Below are 26,160 nucleotides of genomic sequence, written 5' to 3' on the forward strand. Positions count from 1 at the left end.
CGCCGACCACTCCGGCCCTCCCGGCCTCCCGGCCTCCCGGCCCACGCCCGCGCCCCCGCCCACCGTGCGGCGCCGGGCCTTCGGCGCGAGGATCGGGACCATGGACCTGCCCGTCATGCCGCCGGTCGCGCCGATGCTCGCCAAGTCGGTCGCGAAGATCCCGCCCGGAATGCAGTACGAGGCCAAGTGGGACGGCTTCCGCACCATCGTCTTCCGCGACGGCGACGAGGTCGAACTCGGCAGCCGCACCGGCAAACCCCTCACCCGCTACTTCCCCGAACTCGTCGAGGCGCTGCGCCGCGAGACACCCCCGCGCTGCGTCCTCGACGGAGAGGTCGTCATCGCCCGCGACGGCCGGCTCCGCTTCGAGGAACTCCTCGAACGCATCCACCCCGCCGCCAGCCGCGTCCGACTCCTCGCCGAACGCACCCCCGCCTCCTTCGTCGCCTTCGACCTGCTCGCCCTCGGCGACCGCTCCTTCCTCGACGAGCCCCTCGCCGTCCGCCGCCCCGCCCTGGAAGCGGCCCTCGCCCACGCCACCGACCCGGTCTTCACCGCCCCGGCCTCCACCGACCGCGACCTCGCCGACACCTGGTTCGCCCGGTACGAGGGCGCCGGCCTCGACGGCGTCGTCGCCAAACCCCTCGACCAGCCCTACCGGCCCGGCGACCGCGCCATGTTCAAGATCAAGCACGAGCGCACCGCCGACTGCGTCGTCGCCGGCTACCGCGAGCACAAGAGCGGCCCGATCGTCGGCTCGCTCCTGCTCGGCCTCCACGACGCCGACGGCCGCCTTCAGCACGTCGGCGTCTGCGCCGCCTTCCCGATGGCCCGCCGCCGCGAACTCGTCGAGGAACTCGCCCCGCTGCGGATGACCGACACCACCGGCCACCCCTGGGGCGCCTGGGCCGACGAGGCCGCCCACGCCGACGCCCGGCTCCCCGGCGCACAGAGCCGCTGGACCGGCGGCAAGGACCTCTCCTGGGTGCCGCTGCGCCCCGAACGCGTCGCCGAGGTCGCCTACGACCACATGGAGGGCACCCGGTTCCGGCACACCGCCCAGTTCCGCCGCTGGCGCCCCGACCGCGCGCCGGGGAGCTGCACCTACGAGCAGCTGGAGGAGCCGGTCTCCTACGACCTCGCACAGGTCCTCGGGACCTGACCGAGCGGATCCGGCACGCACCTCGGCGGCCCCGCCCAGAAGCCCCCGAACCCGGCTCCGACGTCGGAGCCGGGTTCGGGGGCCTCCGTGCGGGGCCGCTTCCCGCCTGGGCCGCCGGCGCAGCCCGCGGCGGCGCCCGTCAGGCGTCCGCGTTGGACGCGGGGGACTTCGAGGACGGCGAGGCGGACCTCGACGGGGACGCCGACGAAGGCGAGGAGGACGGCGACGAGGCCGAGGAGGAGGACGTCGGCGACGGGGAAGCCGGGGGCGAGGACGAACCCGACCCGGCTGGCGCCGCCGGGAGCGTGTAGACGTTCCCCGGCGAGACGATCTCCGTGACCGCCTGCGCGAACAGCGTCGACGGCTCCTCACCCTGGAACGACACGTCCGTGTTCAGCAGCACCACCAACGAGGCCTGTGCCGACGGCAGGTAGACCACCACGCTCTGGTAGCCCGGCAGCGAACCGTTGTGCCCGATCCACCCGTGGTCGTAGAAGATCCCGAGCCCGTACCAGGTGTCCGGCACCGCCGAGGGCTGCGGTGCCAACCGCTGCGCCTGCGTCTGCGGGGTCAGCAGCGTGCCGGTGGCCACCACCTTCGCCCACTTCTGCAGGTCCGCCTGGTCCGAGATGATGGCGCCCGCCGCCCAGGCCCAGGACGGGTCCCAGTCGGTGGAGTCCGCGATCGCCCCGTTCGGCGTCTGGTTGGTGTAGCCGCGTGCGTGCGGCTGCGGGAACTCGCTGCCGACCGGGAACACCGTCCGCCCCAGCCCCGCGGGGTCGAACACCTGCTGCTTCAGGAACGGCCCGAGCGCCTGCCCGCTCACCTTCTCGATCACCAGGCCCAGCAGCACCGTGTTGGTGTTGGAGTACTCGAACTTGGCGCCGGGCGGGAAGTTCACCGGGTGGTCGAAGGAGTACGAGAGCAGTTGCTGGGGCGTGAACACCCGGTCCGGGTCGGCCTCCAGGGCCTGGACGAAGTCCTCGTCCTGCGTGTACGAGAAGAGCCCGCTCTGCATGGCCGCGAGCTGGCGCAGGGTGATCTTGTCGCCGTTCGGCACACCCGCCACGTACTTGCCGATCGGGTCGTCCAGCCCCACCTTGCCCTGGTCGACCAGCCGCAGCAGGCCGGTGACGGTGAAGGTCTTCGTCTCGCTGCCGATCCGCATGTTGAGACCGGTCACCATCGGTGTGCCCGCGACCTTGTCGGAGACGCCGAAGGCCTTCAGGTAGTTGCCACTCGGCGACGACAGGCTGACGATCACACCGGGTACCGAGGCCTCCCGCAGCACCCGCTGCACGGCCGCATCGATCCGCGCCGTGACGTCCGGCGTCAGCGGCACCACCGTCCCGCCCGCCGTCGGCGACGCCGTCGACGCGGGGGAGGAGGCCGAGGAGGCCGTCGCCGACGGGCTCAGCGCCGCCGGGACGGCCGTCACCGCCCCCGCGGCCGGCGGATCGGAGGCCGCCCCGCCCGAGCAGCCGGCCGCGGCCAGCAGCCCGGCCAGCGCCAGCGCCGCCGGGACCGCCCGCCCGCGCCGGCGGGGCGCGGCGGGGCGCGGACGGTGGAGACTCGTCACGGAATTCGTCGTCATCTTCGAGGCGCCTCTCTGGTCCGGACGGACCCGGAGCAGCGCTCCACGGGCCCACGGGGGAGCGATCGCCACCGTATGCGCGCCGCACCGGCCCCGCGCGCCGACCGCCGCCCCGCTGGCCCGAACGGACCCAAGCCTCAGCCACCCGCCCCAACCCCGCTCGCGGGCCGCCACACCCCACGGCCCCGCGAACGCACCCCGCGACCCCGCGAACGCACCCCGCGACCCCGCGAACGCACCCCGCGACCCCGCGAACGCACTCCGCGCGCTCCGCCGTACGAGTGGCTCCCGGCATGCCGCGAGGGCCGCCGACCCCCGCTCGGGCACGATCGTTTAGCCCAGCTGTGGCGGCCCTTAAGAATTCCTAGATGGACCGCACCCCCTCTCACCAGGCAGATTTCTGCCTGCCCGGAACAGCGGACGCCAGGAACCCTCCTGGAACCGCCAGGACCGATCAAGGACCTGCGAGGAACCGCCACCCCCCCGCCGGGTCCCGTCGGCCTGCCCACACCGGGCCGCCACCCACCGTGCGTCAGGAGCCACCGCCGTGAAGGCACTCGTCAAGCAGAAGGCCGAGCCCGGACTCTGGCTGATGGACGTCCCCACCCCGGCGATCGGCCCCGGTGAGGTGCTCATCAAGGTGCTGCGCACCGGCATCTGCGGCACCGACCTGCACATCCGCAAGTGGGACGGCTGGGCGCAGCAGACCATCAGGACGCCGCTGGTGCTCGGCCACGAGTTCGTCGGCGAGGTCGCCGAGATCGGCGCGGGCGTCGCGGACATCGCCGTCGGCGACCTGGTCAGCGGCGAGGGCCACCTGGTCTGCGGCAAGTGCCGCAACTGCCTGGCCGGCCGCCGCCACCTCTGCCGCAACACCGTCGGCCTGGGCGTCGGCCGCGACGGCGCCTTCGCCGAGTACGTGGCGCTGCCCGCCTCCAACGTCTGGGTGCACCGCGTGCCCGTCGACCTCGACGTCGCCGCGATCTTCGACCCGTTCGGCAACGCCGTGCACACCGCGCTCTCCTTCCCGCTGGTCGGCGAGGACGTGCTGATCACCGGTGCCGGCCCGATCGGCATCATGGCCGCCGCCGTCGCCAAGCACGCCGGCGCCCGCAACGTGATGATCACGGACGTCTCGCCCTACCGGCTCGACCTCGCCCGCAAGGTCGGCGTCTCGCTGGCCCTCAACGTCGCCGAGCACACCATCGAGGAGGGCCAGCAGAAGCTGGGCCTGCGCGAGGGCTTCGACGTCGGCCTGGAGATGTCCGGCCGCCCCGAGGCGCTCCAGTCGATGATCGCCAACATGACGCACGGCGGGAAGATCGCCATGCTCGGCCTGCCGGCCGAGGAGTTCCCGGTCGACTGGGCCTCCGTCGTCACCTCGATGATCACCCTCAAGGGCATCTACGGCCGCGAGATGTTCGAGACCTGGTACGCGATGTCCGTCCTGCTGGAGGGCGGGCTTGACCTCAGCCCCGTGATCACCGGCCGCTACCCCGCCGCCGACTTCGAGGCCGCGTTCGACGAGGCGGCCGGCGGCCGCTGCGGCAAGATCATCCTCGACTGGACCGTCTGAGTGCCGGACGCGACCGTCCGAGCCCCCTTCCGCCCTCGCTCACTCGTGTAGGAGTCCGCTGTGATCGACAACGTGCGCGCCGACCTGGCCGCCACCCTCGACGAGATCCGCGAGGCGGGCCTCTTCAAGCCCGAGCGGGTGATCGGCACCCCGCAGAGCGCCGCCGTCACCGTCACCGGTGGCGGAGCCCCCGGCGAGGTGCTCAACTTCTGCGCCAACAACTACCTCGGCCTCGCCGACCACCCCGAGGTGCTCGCCGCCGCGAAGGACGCGCTGGACCGCTGGGGCTACGGCATGGCGTCCGTCCGCTTCATCTGCGGCACCCAGGACGTCCACAAGGAGTTGGAGGAGCGCCTCTCCGCGTTCCTCGGCCAGGAGGACACCATCCTCTACTCCTCCTGCTTCGACGCCAACGGCGGCGTGTTCGAGACCCTGCTCGACGAGCGCGACGCGGTCATCTCGGACGCCCTCAACCACGCGAGCATCATCGACGGCATCCGCCTCTGCAAGGCCCGCCGCCACCGCTACGCCAACCGCGACCTGGCCGACCTGGAGCAGCAGCTCAAGGAGGCCCAGGGCGCCCGCCGCCGCCTCATCGTCACCGACGGCGTCTTCTCGATGGACGGCTACGTCGCCCCGCTGCGCGAGATCTGCGACCTGGCCGACCGCTACGACGCGATGGTCATGGTCGACGACTCGCACGCGGTCGGCTTCGTCGGCCCGGGCGGCCGCGGCACCCCCGAGCTGCACGGCGTGATGGACCGCGTCGACATCATCACCGGCACCCTCGGCAAGGCGCTCGGCGGCGCGTCGGGCGGCTACGTCGCCGCGCGCCGCGAGATCGTCGCCCTGCTGCGCCAGCGCTCGCGGCCGTACCTGTTCTCGAACTCGCTCGCCCCGGTGATCGCCGCGGCCTCGCTGAAGGTGCTCGACCTGGTCGAGCAGTCGACGGACCTGCGGGAGCGGCTGGTGGCCAACACCGCGCTGTTCCGGTCGAAGATGACCGAGGCGGGCTTCGAGATCCTGCCCGGCGACCACCCGATCGCCCCGGTGATGATCGGCGACGCGGCCAAGGCCGGCCGGCTCGCCGAGCTGCTGCTGGAGCGCGGCGTGTACGTGATCGGCTTCTCGTACCCGGTCGTGCCGCACGGCCAGGCCCGGATCCGGGTGCAGCTCTCGGCCGCGCACTCCACCGAGGACGTCGAGCGCGCCGTCGCCGCCTTCATCGACGCGCGCGCCGCGCTGGGGGAGTAGCCCCGGCGGCGGGGCAGCACCCCGCGGAGCCGTCCCCGTTCGGGACGGTTCCCCCTGATCGCCCGTGGCGCGTCCGCTCGGAACCGGACGCGCCACGGGCTCCGAGAGCCGCCGTGCGGCGGAGGCCGGACCGGCCCGCCCCCGTCGCACGGCACCCAGACCACCTGCCCCACCCTCCCGCCCGGGAGTGGGACGTCGGCCCGTCCGACGTCCCACTCCCGTTCGCGGTTTCCGGGGCTCCGCGGGACCGGGCGCTCACCCCCGCCCGTCCGGGTGCTCCGGCGCTGGCAGAATTGGCCTGTGATCGACGCAAGACGGCTGCGGACCCTGCGGGCGGTGGCGGACCACCGGACCGTGACCGCCGCCGCGGCCGCCCTCTACCTCACCCCGTCCGCCGTGTCGCAGCAGCTGGCCGCGCTGGAGCAGGAGACCGGGCACCACCTGCTCGCGCGGGAGGGCCGCGGGGTCCGGCTCACGGCGGCCGGTGAGATCCTGCTCGGGCACGCCGACGCCGTGCTCGCCCAGCTCGAACGCGCCGAGGCGGACCTCGCCGCCTACAGCGCGGGCGTCTCCGGCGAGGTCACCGTCGCGTCCTTCGCCACCGGGATCTCCCTGGTCCTCGCGCCCGCCATCGGCACCCTGGCCACCCGCGCCCCCGGCGTCCGGCTCAAGGTGCTGGACGCCGAGGGGGACGCCAGCCTGCCGATGGTCCTGGACGGGCGCGCCGACCTCGCGGTGGCCGTCGAGTACCGGGGCGCGCCGCGCGCCGACGACGCCCGGCTCACCCGCGTCCCGCTGTACGCGGAGCCGTTCGAGGCGGTCCTGCCGCTCGCCCACCCCCTGGCGGCCGGGGACGGCCCGATCGCGGTGGCCGACCTCGCCGCCGAGCCGTGGATCGGCCCCTACCCCGGCAACCCGTGCCACGACGTGGTGCTGCTGGCCTGCGAGTACGCGGGCTTCCAGCCCCGCCTGGTGCACTCCTCCGACGACTTCCGCGCCGTCGTCGCGCTCGCCTCGGCCGGCGCGGGTGTCGCGCTGGTGCCGCGCTCGGCGCTGCTCGGGGTGGACCTCGGGCAGGTGTCGGTGCGGCCGGTGGACAGCGCGCTCGCGACCCGGCGGGTGTTCGCCGCCGTCCGGGCCGGCGCGGACGGCCACCCGCTGATCCGGCCGGTGCTGGAGGCCCTCGCCGAGGCGGCGTCGACCGCCGGCTGAACTCCGGGGCGTCGCACCCGCGACGAGGGTGGGCGGGTGTCGCATCCGCGACGGGGGTCGGCGGGCCTCGCATCCGCGACGGGGGTCGGCCGGATTGTCAGTGCCTCCCCGTATGCTCACTCGCTGCCGCCCGCTCGCGAAGATCAGCGGAGGTCGGCGGAGGCCCGCGCACGTCCGTGCACGTCCGCGTGTGTCCGCAACGGCCCGGGAAGATCCGGAACGGGTCCGGGCGGTGCTCGAAACTGGTTGGATCGAGATCGAGTCAGGCGACGCCGGCGGAGACCGCACAGGCGGTAGCGCCCAGCAGATGGAGACACGATGAGCAAGGCCCCCAAGCCGGACACGCAGTCGCCCGAGCCGAACGTGGCCGACAGCCACGACCTGATCCGCGTCCACGGCGCGCGGGTGAACAACCTCAAGGACGTCAGCGTCGAGATCCCGAAGCGCCGGCTGACGGTGTTCACCGGAGTATCCGGCTCGGGCAAGAGCTCGCTGGTGTTCGGCACGATCGCCGCGGAGTCGCAGCGGCTGATCAACGAGACCTACAGCGCCTTCGTCCAGGGCTTCATGCCGACCCTGGCCCGCCCCGAGGTCGACGTCCTCGAAGGCCTGACGACCGCGATCATCGTCGACCAGCAGCGGATGGGCGCCAACCCGCGCTCGACGGTCGGCACCGCCACCGACGCCAACGCGATGCTGCGCATCCTGTTCAGCCGGCTCGGGCAGCCGCACATCGGCTCGCCCAACGCGTACTCCTTCAACGTCCCCTCGGTCCGGGCGAGCGGCGCGATCACGGTGGAGAAGGGGGCCGGCAGCAAGACGGTGAAGCAGACCTTCAGCCGGGCCGGCGGCATGTGTCCGGGCTGCGAAGGCCGGGGCAAGGTCTCCGACATCGACCTCACGCAGCTCTACGACGACACCAAGTCGATCGCCGAGGGTGCGATCACCGTCCCCGGCTACAAGGTGGACAGCTGGTGGACCGTCGGGATCTTCATCGAGTCGGGCTTCATCGACCCGAACAAGCCGATCCGCGAGTTCACCGACAAGGAGATGCAGGACTTCCTCCACCGCGAGCCGACCAAGGTCAAGGTCAACGGCGTCAACCTGACCTACGAGGGCCTGGTCCCCAAGATCCAGAAGTCGTTCCTCGCCAAGGACAAGGACGCGCTGCAGCCGCACATCAGGGCGTTCGTCGAGCGCGCGGTCACCTTCACCGACTGCCCCGAGTGCGGCGGCACCCGGCTCGCCGAGGGCGCCCGGGCCTCGCGGATCGGCGGGATCAACATCGCCGACGCCTGCGCGATGCAGATCACCGACCTGGCCGAGTGGGTCCGCGGCCTCGACGAGCCGTCGGTGGCGCCGCTGCTCGCCACGCTCGGCGAGACCCTCGACTCGTTCGTGGAGATCGGGCTGGGCTACCTCGCGCTCGACCGGCCGTCCGGCACCCTGTCGGGCGGCGAGGCGCAGCGCGTGAAGATGATCCGCCACCTCGGCTCCTCCCTCACCGACACCACCTACGTCTTCGACGAGCCGACCACGGGCCTGCACCCCCACGACATCCAGCGGATGAACGGCCTGCTGCTCCGCCTGCGGGACAAGGGCAACACGGTGCTCGTCGTGGAGCACAAGCCGGAGACGATCGCGATCGCCGACCACGTCATCGACCTCGGCCCCGGCGCCGGTTCGGGGGGCGGCACGGTCTGCTTCGAGGGCACGGTCGAGGGGCTGCGGTCGGGCGACACCATCACCGGCCGGCACCTCGACGACCGGGCCGTCGTCAAGGAGGAGGTGCGCAAGTCCACCGGCGCGCTGGAGATCCGCGGCGCGTCGGCGAACAACCTGCAGGGCGTCGACGTCGACGTCCCGCTCGGGGTGCTGGTCGTGGTCACCGGCGTCGCGGGTTCGGGGAAGAGCTCGCTCGTGCACGGCTCGATCCCGCCCGGCGCGGGCGTGGTGTCGGTCGACCAGGGGGCGATCCGCGGCTCCCGGCGGAGCAACCCGGCGACGTACACGGGTCTGCTCGACCCGATCCGCAAGGCGTTCGCGAAGGCCAACGGTGTGAAGCCGGCGCTGTTCAGCGCCAACTCCGAGGGCGCCTGCCCGAACTGCAACGGCGCGGGTGTCATCTACACCGACCTGGCGATGATGGCGAACGTCGCCACCACCTGCGAGGAGTGCGAGGGGAAGCGCTTCGAGGCGTCGGTGCTGGACCACCACCTCGGCGGCCGCGACATCAGCGAGGTGCTCGCGATGTCGGTGACGGAGGCCGAGAGGTTCTTCGGCGAGGGCGAGGCGCGCACGCCGGCCGCGCACCGCATCCTGGAGCGGCTCGCCGACGTCGGTCTCGGCTACCTCAGCCTCGGCCAGCCGCTCACCACGCTGTCCGGCGGCGAGCGGCAGCGGCTCAAGCTGGCCACGCACATGGCGGACAAGGGCGGCGTCTACGTCCTCGACGAACCGACCACGGGCCTGCACCTGGCCGACGTCGAGCAGCTGCTCGGCCTGCTCGACCGGCTCGTCGACTCCGGCAAGTCGGTCATCGTGATCGAGCACCACCAGGCGGTCATGGCGCACGCGGACTGGATCATCGACCTCGGGCCCGGCGCGGGCCACGACGGCGGCCGGGTGGTCTTCGAGGGCACGCCCGCCGACCTCGTCGCCGCCCGCTCCACCCTGACCGGCGAGCACCTCGCGGCCTACGTCGGCGCCTGACTCACCCGGCGCGCCCGGCGCCCGCCCGGCCCCCGGCCTCCGACCCCCGGCCCCCGATCCCCGGCCCCCGAGCCCGCCCCCGCCCCGCCCGGCGGGGGCCGGGGGGCCAGGGGCCGGGGGCCCCGTCACACCCTTCACTCCGGCCACAAATACCCTGCGCCGTCCTGACGTTGGCATGACGAGGGTCGGTCCGACCTCTTGCCGGTGCCCGGTCCTCGCGTCAGCATGTGGGCACCGCAGTCGTGTGGCCCGAGGGGGGATCCTGTTGACGTTTCATGGAGAACGACCGCCGCGTTCGTGTACCGACGTGCGGCGGCGTTGAACGGGGTGGGCGGTCCGATCGCCGCGATCTGCCCGGCGTGCGGGGCGCACCGGCCGCCGGCACTGCCGCAGCCCCTGGCGGACGCCCTGCCGCGAAGCCGTTCGCTCACCCCTCGGGAGCGCGTCGTCCTCCAGTACCTCGGCCTCGGGTACGACAACCGGTCGATGGCGCGGGAAATGAACATCAGTGAGCGCACGGTGAAGCGGTTCGTCACCGCCATTCTGGCGAAGCTGGGACTCCGGTCGAGGCTGCAGGCGGGACTCTTCGCGGTGATCGTGGCGTCGTCCCCGGTCGACGGCGCTTTCTGGCCCAAAGGTCTCATGGACGCGGTTCGGGCCGAAGACGATGATGATCTGGCAGACGAGACAGGAGGGGACCATGACTTTCGACGCCCTCGCCGCCCTGCGGCAAGCGGGTAACCCGGTCGACCTGCTGACGGAGGAACAGCAGGACGTGCTTTCCCGGCTCACCGAGGACGAAGTGACCGTCCTCAACTCCGTGAAACAGCGGTTGGACGCGGTGTCCGACGCCGAGGTGGAAGGGCATTCCCTCGTCATCAAGTTGGCGTGAGATGACGGTGAGTTTCGGGATTCTGGGCCCACTGCGGGTAGTCGCGAACGGCCGTTCGGTGGACCCGGGATCACGGAAGCAGCAGATCCTCCTGGCCACGCTGCTGTGTCACGCCAACGGCCGGGTCTCGTCCGACTCCCTGGTCGAGGCCCTGTGGGACGACGCACCGCCGCGGACGGCCCGCAAGAACCTGCAGGTGTACGTGTCCGGACTGCGCCGCCTGGTCGGCGCGGAGTCCGGAACGCGGATCAGCCACCAGGCCGGCGGATACGTGCTCCACACGGAGGCCGGTGAGCTCGACGCGCTCTGCTTCGAACAGCGGGCCCGGGCCGGCGCGCTGACCGAGGCGCTGGACCTGTGGCGCGGCTCGGCCCTCGACGGGTTCCGGGACGTGCCGCTGATCGGCGCCGCCGCCCAGCGGCTGGACCGGCGGTTCCTCGGGGTCTTCGAGGACTGGGCGGAGGCGGAGATCGCCGCGGGCGGCGGACCGGCCGTGATCGAGCGCCTCACCGAGACCGTCCAGCTGCACCCGCTCCGGGAACGGCTGCGGATGCTGCAGATGACCGCGCTGTGCCAGGCGGGACGGCGCTCCGAGGCGCTGGCGGTCTACGACGAGCTGCGCCAGTCGCTGGCGCTCGAACTCGGGCTGCCGCCGAGTCCGGCGCTGGTCCGGTTCTACCGTTCGCTGCTGTGCGAGCCGGCGCCCGCCGAACTGCGCCCGCCCGACCCCGCCCCGGCGCAGCCCGCCGCGCCCGCGGAGCCCCGGCCGGGCCGGGCGGCGGTGCCGAACCTGCTGCCCTGCGATCCGCCGGTCTTCACGGGGCGGGCGGCGGCCACCCGGCAGCTGTCCGAGGCGCTCGCGAGGGGCGGCAACCGGCTGGCCGTGGTGACCGGTCCGCTCGGCTCCGGCAAGACGGCGCTCGCCGTCCACGTCGCGCACCGGCTCGGGGACCGGTTCCCGGACGGCCGCCTGTTCGTGCGGCTCCGCGGCGAGGACGGCCGGCTTCGCCCGCTGGACGACGTGCTGCGCCAGCTGCTGGCCGCGGCCGCACCCGGCCGGCCGGAGCCGGCGGGGCGTCCGGACCCGCCGGACCTGCGGTGGGCCTGGCAGCTCTGGCTGACCGGGCGGCGGGCCCTCGTCGTCGTCGACGACGCCCGGCACGAGTACGAGGTCCGTCCGCTGCTGCCGGAGGCCGGGGAGAGCGCGGTCGTGGTGACGGCCCGGCCCAGGATGATCGGCCTGGAGAGCGCCCACCGGTTCTGGCTCTCCTCGTTCGCGGCGGAGGAGGCCGTGGAGTTCCTCGGCCGGGTCATCGGAGCGGACCGGGTCGACGCGGACCGCGAGTCCGCGGGCCGGATCGTGCGGGCGGCGGGACTGCTGCCGCTCGGGGTCCGGCTGGTGGCCGACCGGCTGGCGTTCCTGCGCCACGTGCCGCTGCGCGAGTTCAGCGCGCGGATGGCCGGCACCCGGGGACTGCTGGACGAGCTGTGCGGGGGCGACCCGGCGGTCCGCGCCCGGCTGGCCGAGTCGATCGGGGACCTGCCCGAGGCAGCGCACGGGGCGGTGCTGCGACTCGGGCTGCTGGCGGAGCCGGTGTTCACCCTGGAGCAGGCCGCCGCGGTGCTGGACTGCGGCCCGGACGCGGCGGTGCGGGTGCTGGAGCACCTGCTGGAGGCCAGCCTCCTCACCGTCCCGAACGTGGAGGGGCTCGCCCACACGGTGCGCTACGAGATGCCGGCGCTGCCGTACGCCTACGCGCGGGAGACGGCGGTCCGCGCGGCCGACCGAAGACCGGTTCCGCACTTCTGAGTGGCCGTCATACCGGTATCGAACCGCGGCCTAATCGTCGTCATACCGAGTATCCCTAACGTTCGACGGGGCGGCGTAGCGGACGCGGCCATGGCAGAGGAGGACAGCATGCCCGAGGACATCAACCCGGAGCCGACCGAGGTCAAGGACGAGGACGTCGACGTCGTCGCGCACGCCGCGGGCGAGGAGTCCGTGGCCGACGACAGCATCTGCATCATCAACAACAGCGCGGCCCTCTGACTCGACGGACCGAGCCATGAGAACCGGGCGGGCCACCCCGTCCCCGGCGCGAGCCGCCGGGGCCCGGGTGGCCCGCCCGGTGCCCGACCGCCCCGGCCCGGAGGCCCCGTGAACATCCTGCTCTGCCCGCTCAGTGACGGCGGCTACCTCTACCCGGCGATCGCCGCCGGGCGCGAGCTGCGGCGCCGGGGCCACCGGGTCGGCGTGCTCGGCCGCTCCGGTGCCGCGTCCGTCGCGGCCGAGGCGGGCCTGCCGTTCACGCCGGCGGACGAGTACGGCGGTGAGCGGGCCTTCTCCGCCGCCTCGTGGGGCCCCACCGGAGCGGAGCAGTACCGGGCGACCGTGCGCGCGGCCCGGGAGGCGCAGGCCGACCTGCTGGTCACCTCGGTGCTGTGCAACGGCGCGCTGCTCGCCGCGGAGGTGCTGGACATCCCCGTCGTCGTGATCGGACTGTCGGTCCACCTCTGGAACTACCGGAGCGGCGGCGAGGACGAACCCCAGTGGGGCCGCACCAGGGAGAACCGGACCCACGAGTGCCTGGAGCTGTACGCCGCCGTCCGCGAACAGGTCGGCCTGGCACGTCGGCCGTCCCGCCGTCCCTCCTGTGGGCCGTCCGGTGGGCCGTCCCGCCGGCCGGACGATCCGCTGCTCGGTGAGGCGCTGCTGCTCCGCGGCGACCCCGAGCTGGAGTACCCGGGCGCCGTCCTGCCCGAGCGCGTGCACCAGGTCGGCCCGCTCGCCTGGGAGCCCGCCGCCGACCGGGCCGAACTCGCGGCGGTCACCGATCACTTGGCGCGCTCCGGCAAGCCCGTCGTCTACGTGCACCTCGGCCGTTTCTTCGGCGGCGGCACCCCGTGGCCCCGCCTCAACGCCACGTTCACCGGCGGCCCGTTCCAGGCCGTGGTCGAGCAGGGGCGGACGACGGACCCGCGACCCGCGCCCGGCGCCGACATCCTGCTCGTCCGCAAGCCGTGGCTGGGACCGCTCGTCGACCTCGCCGGACTGGTGCTGACCAGCGGCACCTCCGCCCCGGTGCTCGGCGCCCTGCTGCGCGGCCGGCCCCTCGGGGTCACGCCCAACGGCTCCGAGCAGCCGGTGCTGTCCGGCGCCTGCCTGCGGGCCGGCGTGGCCGTGCACATCCCCCGAACGGAACGGCCGGACCCGTCCGAACCGGTCGGGGCGGCCTGGCGGGACGACCGGCTGCGGGACCGCGCCCGCCGGCTCGGCGGCCGGCTCTCGGCGGCGAACAGCCCCGTCCGCGCGGCCGACATCATCGAGGAGGCGGCCCAGCGGTCCGCACCCCTCAGGGAGAACCGGGAGAACCATGGGTACTCGATCAGCCGGCCTGGACGCAGTGGTCGTGGAGAGCCTGGCGGCGGGCGCGCTCCAGTGGATTCGCCTTCACTCGGGCTATCTTGACTCCCCGTCGGGCCGCGCCGAACTGCCGGTGACACCGAGGGTCAAGGCCCTGCTGCAGCTGGCCGTGCTGCGCCGCTCCTGGGAACTGGCGGCGCCCTCGGACCCGGGTCTGGCCGAGGTGACGGGGACGGTCGAACGGGTCTGGCGCAGCCCCGACCACCCGGCCCTGCTCATCGCCGAGCCGCGCTACGCGTGGCAGTTCCAGCTGATGTACGGCGCGCTGGCGCCCACCGGGCTCACCGACGGCCCGCACCGGGCCGCGCTCGCCGAGGTGGTGGCCGGCGGCTTCCTGACGCCGGGCCGCAAGTCGGCGTTCCTCCACCTGGAGACCAGGTACTACGCGGACCTCGCGGGCGTCGAGCACCGCCTGCGCTCCTACCCGGAGCTGTACCGGGCCAGCCTGCTGGCCCGGCACCGCGACGGCCGGCCGGTCGCCGAGCTGGACGTGTGCGACGTGACCCACACCGTCTTCCACCTGAGCGACTTCGGCTTCCGCGACCCCGGCCTGCCGGGCGACGCCCTGGAGCACGCCCGCGACCGGGTCTGCCGCCTCACCGAGGACTCCGTGCGCAACGGCTACTGGGACCTCACCGCGAAGCTGGTCCTGGCGCAGCACTGCCTCGGCCTCGACCCGCTCGCCACCCCCTCGGGGGAGGCCGGGCTGCGGCTGCTCGCCGGGGTCCAGTCGCCCGGCGGCGCGATCCCCGGGCGCTCCTCCGGCGACCGGGCGGACACGGCCGCGACCACCGTGGAGTTCTTCCGGAAGGCCTACCAGTCCACCCTGGTGACGGCGCTCACCGCGCTGACCGTCGCCCACGGCCGGCGGAGCGGTCCGGAACGGAACGGGCCGGGGCGGAACGGGCCGGGGCAAAGTAGGTCGGAGCAAGGTGGGCCGGAGCAGAGCGGTCCGGAGCGGAGCGGCGCGGCGCCGGGCGGCGCGGGCGCGACCGGCACCGACCGCTCGCCCGCGATGCGGGGTGCGCGGTGACCCAGGCACCGGCCGCCCTCGTCGGCGGCGTCCGCATCCTCCGCGGCGAGCGGAACTGGTGGTTCCTCGGCCCGGGCGGCGGGCTGGCCCGCCTGCGCCCCGGCCAGCTGACCGACGACGGCCTGCTCCGGCCGGGCACCGAACGCCGGCTCGGTGAGCTCGGCCTGCTCACCGCCCCACCGCCGAGCAGCTACGCGCTGACCGTGCTGACCAGCACCCACTGCAACCTCGGCTGCGGCTACTGCTTCCAGAACACCAGCCAGGACCCGGACGGCGGCACCCGCCCGCCCCGGATCGCCCGGACCCGCCTCACCTCGCGGACCATCACCTCGATCCTCGACTTCACCCGGCGGCAGATGGCCGCCGCCGGCCTGGAACAGCTCCGGATCCTGCTGTTCGGCGGCGAGCCGCTGCTCAACCCGCGCGGCTGCCTGGAACTGCTGGAACGGGCCCGGGACCACGGGCTGTCCTCCGCCTGGATGATCTCCAACGCCACCCTGCTCACCCCGGCCCTGGCCGGCCGGCTCTCCGAGCTCGGGCTGCGCTCCGTCCAGATCACCTTCGACGGCGACCGCCCCGACCACGACCGGATCCGGGTCGGACGCACGGACGGCGGCGGGACCTTCGACGCGATCGTCGGCAACATCGTCCGGGCCTCCGAGGCCTCCCCGATCCGGTGGCTGCTGCGGGTCAACGTCTCCCGGGAGACCTACCGGGGCGTCGACGCGCTGGTCGAGCGGCTCGCCACGGAGCTCGACCCCGTCCGGTGCACCCTGTACTTCGCCCAGGTCGGCGACGTCGGCATCGGCTACGGCAACGACCTGCTGCACACCGGCGAGCTGTCCGCCCGCTTCACCCGGTGGCAGCGGCGGGCCCTCGACCTCGGATTCACCGTCACCCGGCCGCAGGGCCACCGCCCGTGCGTCACCTGCGGCTACGACGACGGCCGCTACGGCGCGGTGGTCAGCGCGGACGGCACGCTGGCCAGCTGCTGGGAGACCGCGGGCAAGACCGAGTGGGAGGTCGGCACCGTCACCGGCGGGTACCTGCCCGGCGCGGTGACCCGGGAGCGGTGGGTCGGCTGCGAGGACCTCTACCGGCGCGAGGAGGACCGCCGGACGCTCGCGGAGTTCCACGACACGGTGGACGCGGCCCTGCTCGACTACCTCGACGAGACGGGGCGCCTGTAGCCATGCCGGCCACACCACCGGACCTCGACCGGCTGTCCGCCGGCACGCTCGCCTGGCTGGGGCGGCACCTGGACCGCTTCGACCCGTACGCGGCACCCGCCCGCCCGGCGGAGCACGGGAGGGCGAAGGCCGCTCTGGAACTCGCGCTGCTCTGCCACCTGTGGGCCCGGCGGGCGGGAGCGGACGACCCCCGCCTCGGCACGGCGACCGCCGTGGTCCGCAGGGTCTGGCAGCACTCGGACCTCCCGCGGCTGCTCACCGCCGACCCGCGGTGCGCCGTCCAGTACGCCCTGGCCGGCGCCGCGCTGGCGCCCGACGGCACCGACGGCACGGCCCTGCGGGCGGCGCTCGCCCGGCTCGCCCCCGAGGGCCTGTCACCGCACGGGACGTCGCCCTACCAGCGGCTGGAGCTGCGCCACTACGCGGACAAGGCGGGGGTGCCGCACACGATCGAACCCTACGGGGTACTGCTCGGGCAGAACTTCCTCGTCCGGCTGCCCGCCGAGCGGGCGGAACAGGCGGAACGGGCCGAACGGGCGGACGGGGTCGGCGGGACCTCCCTGACGGACGGTCCGGACCCCGACGCGGCGCCGGTCAGCATCCCCGAGGCGTACGCCCTCACCCACTCCAGCTTCTACTTCAGCGACTTCGGCCGGACCGCCTCCGGGCTCTCCACGGAGGCCCTCGCGGACGCGGCGGAGCTGGTCCGCCGACTGCTGGAGCACAGCGTGCGGCACGACTGGTGGGACCTCGCCGCGGAACTCGTCATGACCCAGGCCTGCCTGGGCCTCGACCCGCTGCGCACCCCCTGGGGCCGCGCCGCCGTCGAGTGCCTGGCCCGGGCCCAGCGGCCGGACGGCGCGCTCCCCGGGAGGTCGGCGGCGACCGCCGCGACCGCCGCGGAACCGGCCGGCGCCCACTTTGCGAAGGCGTACCACACGACCCTGGTGACCGCGCTCATGACGCTCCTCCTCCTGCCGGAGCGGTCGCCTGATCAACGGCACACGGAGCGACGACTGCCGGAGCGGGCCTCATGAGACCACGGCTGACGCTGATCGACCCCAGCTACACCCGCCTCTGGTTCGGGCAGGCCGTCTCCTCCGTCGGGGACGCCGTCTTCAGCACCACCCTGGTCCTGTGGGTGGCCACCGAGCTGGCCAAGGGGAAGTCGTGGGCTCCGCAGGCGGTCAGCGGCGTCGTGCTGGCGACCAGCGTCGCCGTGCTGTTCGTCGGCCCCTTCGCGGGGGTGTTCGTCGACCGCTGGGACAAGCGCGCGACGATGCTCGGCACCGAGGCGGTCCGCGGCGGGCTGGTCGCCGTGCTGACCGCCGTCTCGTTCCTGCCGGCCGACGACCTGCCGATCGGGGTGTGGCTCGGCCTGATCTACGTGACGGTCCTGGTGCTCAACGCGGCCAGCCAGTTCTTCACACCGGCGCGGTTCTCGGTCATCGCGGAACTCGTGACCGGGGACGCCGACCGCGCACGGGCGGCCGGGATCGCCCAGGCGACCGGGCAGACCGCCTGGATCATCGGCCCGCCGCTCGCCGCGCCGCTGCTGTTCACGGTCGGCCTGCAGTGGGCGCTGCTGTTCAACGCCGTCTCCTACCTGGTGTCGTACGTCGCGATCCGCTCGGTGGACGTGCCGCCGGCGGCAGACCGGGTGCGCGCGCCCGCCGCGCAGGGCGGGAAGGCGGCCGCGAAGCCGGGCGGTAAGGCCGCCGAACGGCCTGGGCTCGTCAAGGAGTTCCTGGAGGGCCTGCGGTTCTTCCGCAGCAGCAGCTTCCTGGTGGCGCTGCTGCTGTTCGCCGTGATCGGCCAGCTCGGCATCGGCGCCCTGAACACCCTGAACATCTTCTTCGCCACCGGGAACCTGCACGCGTCCGCCCAGCTGTACGGCTACCTGGGCATGGCGCTGGGGGTCGGCGGCATCGTGGGCGCGCTGGCGGCGGGCCGGGTGGTCCAGTGGATCGGCGCCCGGAGGACCACCTGGATCGGACTGATGGTGAGCGGGGGCCTGCTGTTCCTGTACTCCCGCCAGACCGGGTTCCCCGCCGCCGTGACCCTGCTCTTCCTCTTCGTCCTTCCGCTCACCATGCTGAACACCGCCATGTCGCCGCTGCTGCTGGCAGCCACGCCGCAGGAGTTCCGGGGCCGGGTGGTGGCCGTGTTCTACCCGGTCACCCGGCTGGCCGCGATGCTGGCGGCGGTGCTGTCCGGCTGGCTGGCCGGCAGCGGGCTGCGGGACTTCTCGGCCACGCTGGGCGGCCTGCGGTTCGGCCCGATCGACACGATCTTCGCGGCGTCCGGGGTCGTGGTGGTCCTCGCCGGCGTGTACGCGCGGATGGCCCTCCCCGACACGGCCGGCGCGCCCGCTAAGGCCGCACCGGAGGCCGAGGCCGGAGCGGAGCCGGGAGCGGAGCCGGAGCCGGGGGCGGAGCCGGAGCCGGGGGCGGAGCCCGCCGCCACGTCCACGACACCCGCCGGGCCCACCGCCGGGCCCACCGCGGGACCCGCCGCCGGGCCCACCCCGGTCCCGGCGCCCGCCACGGCCGCCGCAGCTGCCAAGGCCGCGCCGGCCACCGCGCCGGCGGCCGAGCCCGGCCCGGGACCGGCCGGTCCCGCTCCGGAGGCCGCGCCGTGACCTGCTCCGCGTGCGGCCGGCAGGCCGGCGAGTCGGACCGGTTCTGCGCCGGCTGCGGCACGCCGCTCACGGCCGCCGCCGCGCCGCGCGAGACGCGGCGGAAGGTGTCCATGCTGTTCCTGGACATCGTCGGCTCGACCGCCCTCGCCGAACGGCTGGACCCGGAGCCGCTGCGGCAGGTCATGGACCGCTACTTCGCGAGCTGCGGAGCCTGCATCGCCGAGCACGGCGGCGTGGTGGAGAAGTTCATCGGCGACGCGATCCTCGCCGCCTTCGGCGCGACCGTGGCCCGCGAGGACGACGCGCTGCGGGCGGTGCGCGCCGCCAGCGGGGCACTCGCGGCGCTGGCCGGCCTCACCGCCGAACTCAGCGCCGAGTACCAGGTGCGGCTGGAGGCGCGGGCCGGGATCTGCACCGGCAACGTCGTGGTGATCACCCGGCCGGGCGACGACTTCCGGGTCGTCGGCGACTCCGTCAACACGGCCGCCAGGCTGCAGACGGCCGCCCGGCCGGGCGAGGTGCTGCTCTGCGCGGACACGGCCGCGATGGTGCGGTGGCAGGTCGGCATCGAGCCCGTCGCCCCGCTGCGGGTGAAGGGCAAGGCCCGCCCGGTGCCCGCCTGGCGGGTGACCGCCCCGGAGCCTGCGGCCGACCTCCCCGGACCGGTCACCCCGTTCATCGGCCGCGTCGACGAACTGGAGGCCCTGGCAAGCAGCTTCCGACGCTCCCGGCAGCGGCGCCAGGTGTGCCTGGCCACCGTCGTCGGTGTCCCCGGCATCGGGAAGTCGCGCCTGGTGAGGGAGTTCCTCGCGACCTTGCCGGCCGGCGAGGTGACCGTGCTCGCCGGGCGCTGCTCCGCCTACGGCCGGGGGATCACCTACCGGCCGCTGGCCGAGATGCTGGGTTCGCTCCCCGGCGGCTGGCCGGCGCTCACCCGGCTGCTGGAGGAGGACTCCGCGCGAACCGGTGACGGCGCGGCCGCGGCGCCGTCGCACGGCCTGGCGGCGCGCACCCTCGGCACGGTCGTGGACCAGGACGGGAGTTCCGGCCAGGCCGGCGTCGACGACATCGCGTGGGCGGTGCGGCACCTCCTGGAGGTCCTCGGCCGCTCCCGGTCGGTGGTCATGGTCTGGGACGACCTGCACTGGTCGGAGGAGACCCTGCTGGACCTGATCGACGAGGTGGCGACCTGGCTGCAGGGCGTCCCCGTCCTGCTGCTCTGCGTCGCCCGCCCCGAACTCCTGGACATCCGCAGCGGTTGGGGCGGCGGCAAACCCGGTGCGACGACGCTGGAGATCGGCCCGATGACGGACGATCAGATCGCCTCCCTGGTGGGGGAGCTGGCGCTGGTGGGCGACGTCTACCCGCAGGACCTCCAGGAGGTCAACAGCAGGGTCGCCACGCTGTGCGACGGCAACCCGCTCTTCGCCGAGCAGCTCATGGACGTCTTCGCCGAGACGGCCCCCGGCACCCAGGTCCCGCCCACGATCCAGGCGATGCTGGGTGCCCGACTGGACCAACTGCCCGCCACCGAAAGGGGGCTGGTGGAGCTGGCCGCCGTGATCGGGCGCGAGTTCACCCGCGGGCTGCTGCGGGTGATGGCCGACGCGGACGGCATCGGCTCCGCCGAGGCCGACGAGGCGACGGCGCGGCTGGTCCGGCGGCGGGTCCTCGAACGCGGCCCGGCCGGCACGTTCCGCTTCGCCCAGGCCCTGCTGCGCGACACCGCCTACGAGTTCACCCCCAAGACCCGCCGCGAGCGCTGGCACGACTTCCTGGCCGAGCGGTACGCCGGGGAGCTGCCGCAGGACGCGATGGCCGTGGCCTACCACGTCGAGGCCACCTGCCGGCTGCGCCGCCAGCTGCGGCCTGGTGACCCGCGGCTGCCGAGGCTGGCCGGGGCGGCGGCGGACACCCTGATCACCGAGGGCATGCACGCGCTGGCCCGCAAGGACCTACCGGCGGCCGTCCAACTCCTGGAGCGGGCAAGGGACCTGCTGCCGGCCGGCGACCCCCGCCACACGGCGCTCGCCCTGCACGTCTGCGACGCCGGGATCTGGCTCCAGGACGAGGAGCGGTGCCGGTCGGCGCTCGCCGCGGCGGAGGCCGCACTGCCGGGCGACCGACGGTCCGCGGTCACCCTGGCGGTCCAGCGCGGGATCGTCGCACTCCGGCTGGGCCTGGAGCCACCCGCGTCCGTGGCGGCGGACGCGGCACGGATCACGGCGGAGCTGGAGCGCGACCCCGAGGACGACCTCAGCTGGTGCCGGCTGCACGAACTGCTCGCCCACCTGGAACTCGTCGCCGAGCGCGCCGCGTCCGCGGCGGCCTCGTTCGGTCGCGCGCTGGCCCGGGCACGGGCCCTGGGGGACGGCTACCAGGAGGACCGACTGCTCTGCGCCGTCTGCGAGTTGGCGCAGTGGACGCCGATGCGGGTGGCCACCGGGCTGAAGCTCTGCGCGGTGCTCGGCGTCCGGTTCGCCGCCAGCCGCTCGCTGCTCATCCCGGTGCTGGTGACCCGGGCGCACCTGGAGGCGCTCGGCGGAGACCTGGACGGTGCCCGGCGCACCGTCGCCGAGGCGCTGACCTACTCGCGCGACGTGCACGCCGACCTGGCCGACGCGGTGGTACTGGACACGGCGGGCTTCGTGGAGTCGCTGGCCGGGGCCCACGACGTGGCCGAGGCCCGGTACCGGCAGAGCCTGAGCGTGCTCCGCACCTCGGAGCACGCGACCGACACCCGGAACACCGAAGTCGCGATCGCCCGGGAGCTGTTCGCCCAGGGCCGGACCGCCGCCGCCGAGTCCGCCCTCGACCGCCTCGACCGCCTCGACGGCCTCCACCGCGGCGGCGACGCCGGTGCCGGTGCCGTGGGCGGTGCCGAGGGCGTCGACGGTGCCGAGGGCGCGGGTCTGCGGGCGCGGCTGGGTGAGGCCGCGTTGCGCGGCCGGCTCGCCTCCGCCCGGGGGCACCACGAGGAGGCGGTCGCCGAAGCCGTGGCCGCACGCACCCTGGTGACCCGGTGCGACGACCTGTGCCTGACCGGGGAGACGCTCTTCGACCTGGCGATCGTGCTCGAAGCGGCCGGGATGACGGAACGGGCGAGGGCTGAAGGGGCTGAGGCGTTGCGCGTGTTCGAGGAGAAGGGCGCCGACCTTCCGGCCGGACGGGTCCGCCGGTGGCTCGCCGCCGGGTCGGCGGCCGGCGGACCGGGGGCCGGCGGACCGGGGGAGGCCGGGGCCGATGACTGACCTCCCGCCCTGGCGCCGCCCGCCGCGCGACCACTTCCCGGGCGTGCCCGCGTGGAGCATGCCCGTATCCGTGGTACCGCAGGAGCCCTTCGACGTCAGCCCGTTCGGCACGGTCACCCAGGACTGGGCATGGGGTGACGCGGACGGCTCCGGCGTCCGCGTCTGCCTGCTCGACAGCGGTGTGGACGCCGACCACCCGATGGTCGGCGGGCTCGACCGCGCCATGGACGTGGTCAAGGACGAGGACGGCGTCCTCACCGTCACCCCGACCGAGCCGGGCGACCCGGCGGGACACGGCACCGCCTGCGCGAGCGTGATCAGGTCCATCGCCCCCGCCGTGTCGCTGACCTCGGTGCGCGTGCTGTCCGGCGGCGGGCACGGCAGCGGAGCGGCCCTGCTGGCCGGGCTCACCTGGGCCATCGACGAGGGCTTCGACGTCATCAACATGAGCCTCTCGACGACGAAACCGGCCTTCCGCGACGCCCTGCGCGACCTGTCGGACGCCGCGTACTTCCGGCGCTGCGTCATCGTGGCGTCGGCCCACAACATGCCGGTCCACAGCTACCCGTGGCCGTTCGCCTCGGTCATCTCGGTGGCCAGCCACGACAGTCCCAACCCGATGACCTACTACTACAACCCGTCGCCGCCGGTCGAGTTCTACGCACGGGGCGTCCGGGTGCCGGTGGCCGGGCCGGGCGGCCGGCGGCTGCTCAGCACCGGCAACAGCTTCGCCACCCCGCACATCGCGGGCATCTGCGCGCTCATCCTCAGCAAGCACCGCGCGCTCACGCCGTTCCAGCTCAAGTCCGTCCTCTACCAGGCCGCCGAGAACGTAGCCGTACCCGAGGGAGGTGCGCGTGTCGACTGACCCGCTGGAGGGTGCCGACATCCCGCAGCGAAGACTGCTCCAGTCGATCGTGGAGGTGGCCCGCAGCGTGTTCGGCGCCGCGGCCGCCTCCGTGCTCCTGGTGGACCAGGACAACGGGGACCTGGTCTTCGAGGCGGTCGCCGGCGAGGGTGAACACCACCTGCTCGGGACGAGGTTCCCGAGCGGCACCGGCATCGCCGGCTGGGCGATGGTGTCCGGCCAGCCGCTGGTGATCGACGACGTGGCGGACAGTCCCCAGTTCGCCCGGAGCGCCGCGGAGTCCACCGGCTACGTGCCGCGCAGCATCATGGCCGCGCCGCTCATCTGCGAGGGCGACTGCATCGGCGTGCTGTCGGTGCTGGACCGCGACAGCCGCGAGCGCTGCGACCTCGGCGACATGGCCTCCCTGGGGCTGCTGGCGACCGAGATGGCGACGGTGCTGGAGCTGCTCGTCCTGCTCCGGTCGCTGGACGCGGACCGCGCCGCCCGGGCGGAGGCGGCCGGGCCCGTGGCCCCGCAGCCCGACCTGGTCCTGCTGCAACGGGTCGCGGCGCGGCTCCCGCACGCGTCCGAGCAGGTGGCCGCGACGGTGACCAAGCTCCTGACGATGGCGGACGAGCTGCTGGCCGACGTCGATGGCTGACGGGCCCTCGGCCTTCCTCGCCCAGCTCTCCCAGGCCACCCAGACGACGCAGGCCACGCAGACCACGCAGGCCGCCCGGCGCACCCGGCCGGGCCGCACCGTCGACGCCCGGCCCCGGCCGGTCCCGTCCGTCCTGCTGCTCAGCCGCGCCTGCGACGGCGGCCTGGACGGGGTGCAGGACCTGCTCGGCGGGGCGGGCGTCCGGTCGGCCCGGCTGAACGCCGACGAACTCGGCGCCGCCGACCTGCTCGTCGACCCGGAGCGCCGGGCGGTCCGGCTGAACGGCCGCTGGCTGACCCCCACCGTGACCTGGACCAGGCACTTCGCGGCGTCCGCGATCGAGGGCACCGGGGAGCCGGCCCGCACGGTGTTCCTGCGCGAGTCCTGGCAGGCCGCGGCCGACCAGCTGGCGGCGGTCTCCGGGACGGCGTTCCGCGCGACCCGGCCGGGACTGCTCGGCCAGCTGGAACTCGCCCGGCGCCACCGGATCGCCGTCCCGCGCACCGTGCTGACCACCGACCCGCACCGCGTCCGGGGCGAGTTCGACTGCCCGCGGCTGGTCGTCAAGGCGGCCCACCACCACTTCGTCGAGCCGGAGCCGGGGATCCTGAACGGGATCTTCCCCACGATCGTGGAGCGGGACGACCCGTCCGCCGACCCCGGCCCCGGTCCGGGCCCGCCCGTCGTCGTGCAGGAGTACGTCGAGCACGAGGAAGAGCTGCGCGTCTACCACGTGGCGGGGCGGCTGCACGCCTTCCGGGTCGGCAAGTCCTCACCGGCCGACCCCTGGACCGCGCCCGAGCGGGTCGAGGTCCGCCCCGTCACGCCGCCGCCGGCGGTGGCCGCCGCCACCAAGGCGCTGGCCGCCGCGATGTCGCTCCGCTACGGCGCGTTCGACTTCCTGATCAGCGCCGGAACGCCGGTGTTCCTGGAGGTCAACCCCGACGGTGACTGGCACTGGGCCGAGCGGCGGGCCGGCACCGCCCCGGTCACCGCCGCGGTCGCCGCCATGCTGGCCGCCCTGCACCGCCGCGCCCTGCCGACACCGCGGGCGTTCGACCTCCTCGGCTTCCTGTCCGCCCCGCAGCCCGACGCCGCCCCGCAGCCCGAATCTGGCATGATCGAGTAGTCGGACCGTCATCACCCGTGATGATCCGACGGCGACGTGCAGGGCCCTGGGGAGGGGAACGCATGGAGTTCGGGGTGCTGGGGCCGCTGGAGGTACGGACCGGGGCAGGCGACCGGGTCCGGCTGGGGGGCGACCGGCAGGAGCGGCTGCTCGCCGCCCTGCTGCTGAACGCGGAGGGCGCCGTCCCGGTCGCCAGGCTGGTCGACGCCGTCTGGGACGAGCACCCGCCGGCCACCGCCGACCGTCAGGTCCGCAACCTGGCCGGGATACTGCGCCGGCGGTTCGCCGGAGCCGATCCGGGCGGCCCGCCCGTGCTGGTGACGGACGGCCGCGGCTACCGGATCGTGCTGGACGGCCACCGGCTGGACGCGCGGACCTTCGCCGACCGGGTCGCGCAGGCCCGTGCCACGGCCGCCGCGGGTGAGCCGGCCGCCGCGGTGGCGGGTCTGCGGGAGGCGCTCGCGCTGTGGCGCGGGCCGGTCCTGGACGGGCTCCCGGGGCAGTTGCTGGCGGCGGGTGCCGTCGCGCTGGAGGAGTTGCGGCTGACCGCCTGGGAGGACTGCCTCGACCTGGAGGCGGCCCTGGGGCGGCACCGGGCGACGGTGCCGGAGCTGACCGCGCTGGTGGCCGAGCACCCGCTCCGGGAGCGGTTCGTCGGCCAGCTGATGCGTGCCCTGCACCTCTCCGGCCGGACCGCCGACGCCCTCGCCGTCCACCGGCTGTTCACCGGGCGGCTGGTGGAGGAGCTGGGGATCGACCCGAGCCCCGAACTCCAGCGGCTGCACCTGGAGTTGCTGAGGACGGAGCCGGACCGGGCGGCCTGGCGGGAGCCGTCCGGGTACGCGGCGCGCGGTCGCGTGGCGGGCGGCCACGCGGCGCCCGGCCGGTCGACGGCAGGACGGGAAGCGGCCGGACCGGCGGCGGCCGGCCACGCGGCGCCCGGTTCGGCGGCGCCCGGAGCGACCTCCGCACTCGGCGGCGGCGAAACGGCCCCGCACAGCACCGCCGGGCCCGGCGCCGTGGTGCCGCGACCCGCCCAACTCCCGCTCCCGATCGCCACGTTCACCGGCCGCGACGAGGAGCTCGCGGCACTCGACGGCTTCGTCGAGCAGGCCGGTCCCGACCCCGGTGCCGAGCCCGGGACGGACTCCTGGACGGACCTGGGTCCGGCCGCGACCCACGGACCGCCGGCCGCGCGCATCTGTGCGGTCTCGGGCAGTGCCGGTGTCGGTAAGAGCACCCTGGTCGTCCAGTGGGCGCACCGGGTGCGGGGTCGGTTTCCGGGTGGTCAGTTGTATGCGGATCTGCAGGGGTTCTCGGTGGGGGCGCCGTTGGCGCCGCACGCGGTGCTGGCGCGGTTCCTGCGGGCGTTGGGGGTGGCGGGTGAGCTGGTGCCGGGGGTGGTGGAGGAGGCGGCCGCGCTCTACCGTTCGCTGCTGGCGGATCAGCGGGTGCTGGTGGTGCTGGACAACGCGCGCAGTGCGGAGCAGGTGCGGCCGTTGCTTCCGGGGGCGCCGCAGTGTCTGACGGTGGTGACCAGCCGGACCGGGCTGGCGGGGCTGACCGTGCGTGACGGTGC

General features: G+C 74.5%; 20 protein-coding genes. 19 read left to right on the top strand and 1 reads right to left on the bottom strand.

Annotated features, from left to right (window positions below):
- Nucleotides 1-100 precede the first annotated feature (100 nt).
- Nucleotides 101-1,162, top strand: a complete 1,062-nt coding sequence (locus AC067J_RS27250; RefSeq protein WP_478303467.1) for an ATP-dependent DNA ligase — start codon at nt 101-103, stop codon at nt 1,160-1,162.
- A gap of 139 nt (nt 1,163-1,301) precedes the next feature.
- On the opposite strand, the gene AC067J_RS27255 is transcribed toward AC067J_RS27250, so the two are convergent.
- Nucleotides 1,302-2,756 (bottom strand): serine hydrolase domain-containing protein, encoded by a 1,455-nt coding sequence (locus AC067J_RS27255; protein ID WP_478303469.1) that lies wholly within the window; start codon nt 2,754-2,756, stop codon nt 1,302-1,304.
- A gap of 547 nt (nt 2,757-3,303) precedes the next feature.
- On the opposite strand from AC067J_RS27255, the gene tdh reads away from it, so the two are divergent.
- The 18 genes from tdh to AC067J_RS27345 all read left to right on the top strand — a co-directional run.
- Nucleotides 3,304-4,332, top strand: a complete 1,029-nt coding sequence (gene tdh, locus AC067J_RS27260; protein ID WP_478303470.1) for an L-threonine 3-dehydrogenase — start codon at nt 3,304-3,306, stop codon at nt 4,330-4,332.
- A 60-nt stretch (nt 4,333-4,392) separates the two neighbouring features.
- Nucleotides 4,393-5,586, top strand: a complete 1,194-nt coding sequence (locus tag AC067J_RS27265; RefSeq protein WP_478303472.1) for a glycine C-acetyltransferase — start codon at nt 4,393-4,395, stop codon at nt 5,584-5,586.
- A 300-nt stretch (nt 5,587-5,886) separates the two neighbouring features.
- Nucleotides 5,887-6,798 carry a LysR family transcriptional regulator gene (locus AC067J_RS27270; RefSeq protein WP_478303473.1) on the top strand — a complete coding sequence of 304 codons (912 nt, stop codon included), beginning with the start codon at nt 5,887-5,889 and terminating at the stop codon, nt 6,796-6,798.
- A 318-nt stretch (nt 6,799-7,116) separates the two neighbouring features.
- On the top strand, nt 7,117-9,510 hold the full coding sequence (locus tag AC067J_RS27275; protein ID WP_478303475.1) for an ATP-binding cassette domain-containing protein: 2,394 nt from the start codon (nt 7,117-7,119) through the stop codon (nt 9,508-9,510).
- A 225-nt stretch (nt 9,511-9,735) separates the two neighbouring features.
- The gene (locus AC067J_RS27280) at nt 9,736-10,251 is read left to right on the top strand and encodes a helix-turn-helix transcriptional regulator (protein WP_478303477.1); all 516 of its coding nucleotides are present in this window, start codon (nt 9,736-9,738) and stop codon (nt 10,249-10,251) included.
- Nucleotides 10,211-10,402: an aroma-sacti cluster domain-containing protein gene (locus AC067J_RS27285; RefSeq protein ID WP_327674151.1), complete on the top strand. Its 192-nt coding sequence runs from the start codon at nt 10,211-10,213 to the stop codon at nt 10,400-10,402. The genes AC067J_RS27280 and AC067J_RS27285 overlap by 41 nt, the downstream gene beginning before the upstream one ends.
- 58 nt (nt 10,403-10,460) lie before the next feature.
- Nucleotides 10,461-12,212 (top strand): AfsR/SARP family transcriptional regulator, encoded by a 1,752-nt coding sequence (locus AC067J_RS27290; RefSeq protein WP_478303479.1) that lies wholly within the window; start codon nt 10,461-10,463, stop codon nt 12,210-12,212.
- Nucleotides 12,213-12,320: 108 nt separating this feature from the next.
- The gene (locus AC067J_RS27295) at nt 12,321-12,452 is read left to right on the top strand and encodes a hypothetical protein (RefSeq protein ID WP_478303480.1); all 132 of its coding nucleotides are present in this window, start codon (nt 12,321-12,323) and stop codon (nt 12,450-12,452) included.
- Between the two features lie 108 nt (nt 12,453-12,560).
- Complete coding sequence (locus tag AC067J_RS27300) at nt 12,561-13,871, top strand: glycosyltransferase (protein ID WP_478303482.1); 1,311 nt, start codon at nt 12,561-12,563, stop codon at nt 13,869-13,871.
- Nucleotides 13,777-14,859, top strand: coding sequence for a DUF6895 family protein (locus tag AC067J_RS27305; protein WP_478303483.1), 1,083 nt, complete (start codon nt 13,777-13,779; stop codon nt 14,857-14,859). The genes AC067J_RS27300 and AC067J_RS27305 overlap by 95 nt, the downstream gene beginning before the upstream one ends.
- Complete coding sequence (locus AC067J_RS27310; protein WP_478303484.1) at nt 14,856-16,049, top strand: radical SAM protein; 1,194 nt, start codon at nt 14,856-14,858, stop codon at nt 16,047-16,049. Before AC067J_RS27305 ends, AC067J_RS27310 begins: the two co-directional genes overlap by 4 nt.
- A gap of 2 nt (nt 16,050-16,051) precedes the next feature.
- Entirely contained in the window at nt 16,052-17,086 is a 1,035-nt protein-coding gene (locus tag AC067J_RS27315) for a DUF6895 family protein (protein ID WP_478303486.1), read from the top strand.
- Entirely contained in the window at nt 17,083-18,690 is a 1,608-nt protein-coding gene (locus tag AC067J_RS27320; protein WP_478303488.1) for an MFS transporter, read from the top strand. Before AC067J_RS27315 ends, AC067J_RS27320 begins: the two co-directional genes overlap by 4 nt.
- Nucleotides 18,687-21,941 carry an AAA family ATPase gene (locus AC067J_RS27325; protein ID WP_478303490.1) on the top strand — a complete coding sequence of 1,085 codons (3,255 nt, stop codon included), beginning with the start codon at nt 18,687-18,689 and terminating at the stop codon, nt 21,939-21,941. The genes AC067J_RS27320 and AC067J_RS27325 overlap by 4 nt, the downstream gene beginning before the upstream one ends.
- Complete coding sequence (locus AC067J_RS27330; RefSeq protein WP_478303491.1) at nt 21,934-22,809, top strand: S8 family serine peptidase; 876 nt, start codon at nt 21,934-21,936, stop codon at nt 22,807-22,809. Before AC067J_RS27325 ends, AC067J_RS27330 begins: the two co-directional genes overlap by 8 nt.
- The gene (locus tag AC067J_RS27335; protein WP_478303493.1) at nt 22,799-23,452 is read left to right on the top strand and encodes a GAF domain-containing protein; all 654 of its coding nucleotides are present in this window, start codon (nt 22,799-22,801) and stop codon (nt 23,450-23,452) included. The genes AC067J_RS27330 and AC067J_RS27335 overlap by 11 nt, the downstream gene beginning before the upstream one ends.
- Nucleotides 23,445-24,581 (top strand): ATP-grasp domain-containing protein, encoded by a 1,137-nt coding sequence (locus AC067J_RS27340; RefSeq protein ID WP_478303495.1) that lies wholly within the window; start codon nt 23,445-23,447, stop codon nt 24,579-24,581. The genes AC067J_RS27335 and AC067J_RS27340 overlap by 8 nt, the downstream gene beginning before the upstream one ends.
- A 62-nt stretch (nt 24,582-24,643) precedes the next feature.
- Nucleotides 24,644-26,160, top strand: a 1,517-nt coding sequence (locus tag AC067J_RS27345) for an AfsR/SARP family transcriptional regulator (protein WP_478303497.1), incomplete at its 3' end; no start/stop codon positions are given.

This window comes from Kitasatospora sp. NPDC042419, from assembly GCF_056437345.1.